Source organism: Ilumatobacter sp. (assembly GCF_049588435.1).
Lineage (GTDB): Bacteria > Actinomycetota > Acidimicrobiia > Acidimicrobiales > Ilumatobacteraceae > Ilumatobacter_A.
Window position 1 is genome coordinate 1 of the sequence record NZ_JBAVYV010000357.1, and the last position, 3,680, is coordinate 3,680.

The 3,680-nt window shown below is 67.5% G+C and carries 3 protein-coding genes; 2 read left to right on the plus strand and 1 reads right to left on the minus strand.

Translation table 11 applies throughout. The features are described 5' to 3' along the window. Positions 1–2,404 (plus strand): MMPL family transporter (locus tag WBV89_RS13840; RefSeq protein ID WP_423981940.1); only part of this gene is annotated, 2,404 nt, incomplete at its 5' end. Between the two features lie 113 nt (positions 2,405–2,517). Then, the gene (locus WBV89_RS13845) at positions 2,518–3,165 is read left to right on the plus strand and encodes a nucleoside deaminase (RefSeq protein WP_423981941.1); all 648 of its coding nucleotides are present in this window, start codon (positions 2,518–2,520) and stop codon (positions 3,163–3,165) included. 63 nt (positions 3,166–3,228) lie between these two features. On the opposite strand, the gene WBV89_RS13850 is transcribed toward WBV89_RS13845, so the two are convergent. Next, the coding region (locus tag WBV89_RS13850) for an NAD-binding protein (RefSeq protein WP_423981942.1) at positions 3,229–3,680 on the minus strand (452 nt) is incomplete at its 5' end.

The following is a 3,680-nucleotide window of genomic DNA, read 5'->3' on the forward strand; positions in this document are numbered from 1 at the left end:
GCTCGGCTACATGGGACTCAGCCTGTCGCTGGTCACGATCTCCGGGCTCCCGATCCTGATCGGGCTGGGGATCGACTTCGCGATCCAGATCCACAACCGGGTCGAAGAGGAGGTCGTCCTCGACCGCGAGGTGCATCCGATCGCCGAATCGCTCGCGAACGTCGCGCCGCCGTTGATCGTGGCCACCATCACCGGTGTCATCGCATTCCTGGCATTGCGGATCTCGAAGGTACCGATGATCCGCGACTTCGGTGTCCTGCTCGCCGTCGGTGTCATCGTGCTCGTGATCGTGGGAATCGTGGTCCCCGCTTCCGCGCTCGGTATCCGGGAGTGGACGAAGCCGACCAAGGAACGCGGGGACTCGGCCGTCGAGAGGCTGGTCGTCAAACTCGGCGGCCTGCCCACGAAGTTCGGCCTGCCGCTGGTGGTCCTCGCTGCGGTCCTGTTCGTGGGTGGTGTGCTGGTCGAGGGTCAGACCAAGATCCAGTCCGATCCGATCAAGTGGATCGATCAGGGGAGCCAGACCGTCAAGGACCTCGACCGGCTGACCGACGAGACCGAGTTCTCGTCCACCCTCGGGGTGCTCGTGGCGTCGAACAACGTGCTCGATCAGGACGTGGTCGACCTGATCTTCGACTTCACGGTCGACGCCGAGGCCCGTGACGAAGTCGTCGGCTCGTCCAGCCTGGTCGGAACGCTGGAGAAGATCATCGACATCGACGGTGCGACACACATCGCCCCGACGTCGGCCGACATGGTACTCGCCGCGCAGGCGGCCGAGGAGAGTGCTCCGGCGATCCGTCGTGCACTCATCAACGACACGGAGAACCCGACTGCGGCGCAGATCAACCTCCGATTGAAGGAGGGCAGCCTCGAGGACCGGGCGGTGCTGGTGGACGACCTCGAGGAGGACCTCGATCGTCGGATCGACGAACTCCTCCCGAATCTTCCCGAGGACAGCATCCTCCTGACCGACATCTCGGAGGGGCAGGATGCGGTCAAGGCGACACCGGCCGGACTCGCGACCGTCGGGATCGGGCTCCTGGAGAACCTGTCCGCGAACCGGGCGAACCTGACGTATCTGGCCCTCGTGGGTGCAGCGCTGTGGCTGGTGCTGCGATTCCGTAGCCTCAGCCGGGCGTTGCTCGCGTTGGTGCCCGTGCTGATGGCCGTCGGGGCGTCGTCGCTCTTCGTCGGGCTGCTCGGATTCGAGCTGAGTCCGCTGACGACGGTGTCGGGTCCGCTGGTGATCGCGAGTTGTGCCGAGTTCTCCGTCCTGATCATGGGGCGGTATCTGGAGGAGCGTCAGGCGGGTCGAGAACCGCGTGAGGCGACCGACACGGCCGCGAGTCGAACCGGACGAGCGTTCTTCACGTCCGCGATGACGACGATCGGCGGCTTCGCCGTCCTCGTCCTCTCGCCACTCCCGCTGCTGCGGGACTTCGGCATCATCGTGACGCTGAACGTCGCGATCGCGTTGCTGGCCGCACTCGTCGCGATGCCGCCGTTGCTGGTGTGGATCGACGAGAAGGGTTGGCTCGGCACCCAGGAGCAGGGTGTCGACACGGGACACTCGGTGCGTCTCGCGGCGCTGGTCCCGGGTAAGCAGACCGTCACCGCAGCGATCGGTGCCGTCGTCCTCGTCGGTGCCGCGATCGCGGTGTACGCGACCGCCGACACGTCGAACGGGTCGGCCGAGGTGGCCGCGTTCGACGCGGTTCCGTTGCCGACGACCACCACGACGACGACCGAACCCCCGCCTCCACCGGAGGACGACGGATCGGGTGGCCCGCTGATCGATCCGTCGACGTTCGGCGACGAGAAGCCGACATCGGTCGTCGGCGGCGTGCTGTTCGACCTGCTGACCTCGCCCGACATCGGCGTCGAGCCGAACGTGGCGAATTGCACGATCGAAACGTTGGCGACGCGGATCTCCGATGACGAGCTGCTCGGGCTCGGCGCGGCCACCGGTGAGCCGGCGGCGGTCGAACCGGTTGCGCAGGCCGCACTCGACTGTGGCGTCACCCAGAACCAGATCGACCGGGCGGTCGCCAGCCTGCGCAACGAGCCGCTGCCGCCGATCGAGGACGCCCCCGCCGAGGGTGCTGAATCGGCTGCTCCCGAGATCGATCCGTCGGGCTTCAGTGCCGACCGGCCGACCGACGTCGTGCAGGGAACGGTGTTCGATCTGATGGTCGGCGGGGGAGAGTACGAGGGCCAGGGACTCGATCCGATGGTCGCGAACTGCGGCATCGAGACAACGGTCGCCGACCACGGTGAAACCACGCTGACGCTGCTCGCCGGCGGTGACCCCACGGCAACGGAGAACGTCAAGGTCTCGGTCCTGAAGTGCGGGATCCAACCCGAGGTGGTCGACGCTGCGCTCGCCGAGTTCAGCAGCTGACCCACACCTCCCACCCGGCTGGCCGCCAACCCAACCCCGATCTCGTGAACTGTTCGCGCACTCCGTGCGCGAACAGTTCACGAGTTGCCAGCGGCCGCGCGAGCATGGACGTGATGAGCGACGTTGGGCTGGCGGATCTCGCGGCGCCGTGGGGTGTCGTGTTCGACGAGGCGTGGGCCTCGTTCCGGGCGGGGAGTTTCGGGATCGGAGCAGCGCTCGTCGACCCCGTCGATGGATCGATCGTCACCGTCGGACGCAATCGCGTGGCCCAACACGACCCGGAGCCGCGAACGCTCTCGGGAAACATGATGGCCCACGCCGAGATGAACGCGTTCGCCCGAATCGACCGGTTCAACGCCGACGGGCTGCACCTGTACACGACGCTCGAGCCGTGCCTGATGTGTGCTGCGACCGCGATGCAGATGCGGGTGGCCCACGTGCACGTCGCCGCTGCGGACGAGTTCTATGCCGGAATGGACGACCTGTGGTCGCATCATCCGGTCACCGCGGCCCGTCGACCGCTGACGACCGGTCCGCTCGGCGGCCGCCTCGCGCGGTTCGCGCGGCTCCTGCCGATGGTCTACACGCTGCACCATTTCCCGGGTCGCTCCGCAGAACAGCGCGCCCGCCGGGAGCACCCCGACCTCGCGATCGTCGCCGACCGACTCAACACCGACCCCGAGTTCGCCGGCACCGTCCGCGCCGGATCGGTCATCGACGCGATCGACCTCCTCCTCGGCCCAACCCCGCCGATCTCGTGAACTCTTCGCGCACGGAGCGCTGGAAGAGTTCACGAGATGCCTCGGTTTTCGGTCGGAGCAGGGTCAGGTGTCGGTGACCTCCCACGGCGGGGTCCAGTCGCCGGGCAGCCGGAAGTCGACTCCGGCATCGTCCTCGAGGCGTCGGGCGACGTGCAGTTCGCCCGCGTCGCGCCCGTAGCGGTCTCCCGCGTCGGAGAACACGGCGCGTGCGGCATCCGTCATCACGAAGTCCGCGGACACGTGCTGCTGGAGCTCGTCGATGAGGCCGAGATCCTTCAGGCAGAGGTCGAGCGAGAACGACGGGTCGTAGTGTCCGGCGAAGATCGAGGGCGCGTCGTGGCGCGCGACGAACGAGTCGCCGACGGAGTCGCAGATCGCCTCGTACAGCACCGGAAGTTCCACGCCGTTCGCCATTCCGAGAGCGAAGCCCTCGCCGATCGCGGCCGCCGCGACGAACCACAACTGGTTGGTCACCAGTTTCACGACGTTGCCGGTGCCGAGGGGCCCGCACGCGA

Excerpts from the sequence above, each read along its gene's own strand:
- WBV89_RS13845 (WP_423981941.1), top strand. The coding sequence starts at position 2,518 with ATGAGCGACGTTGGGCTGGCGGATCTCGCGGCGCCGTGGGGTGTCGTG.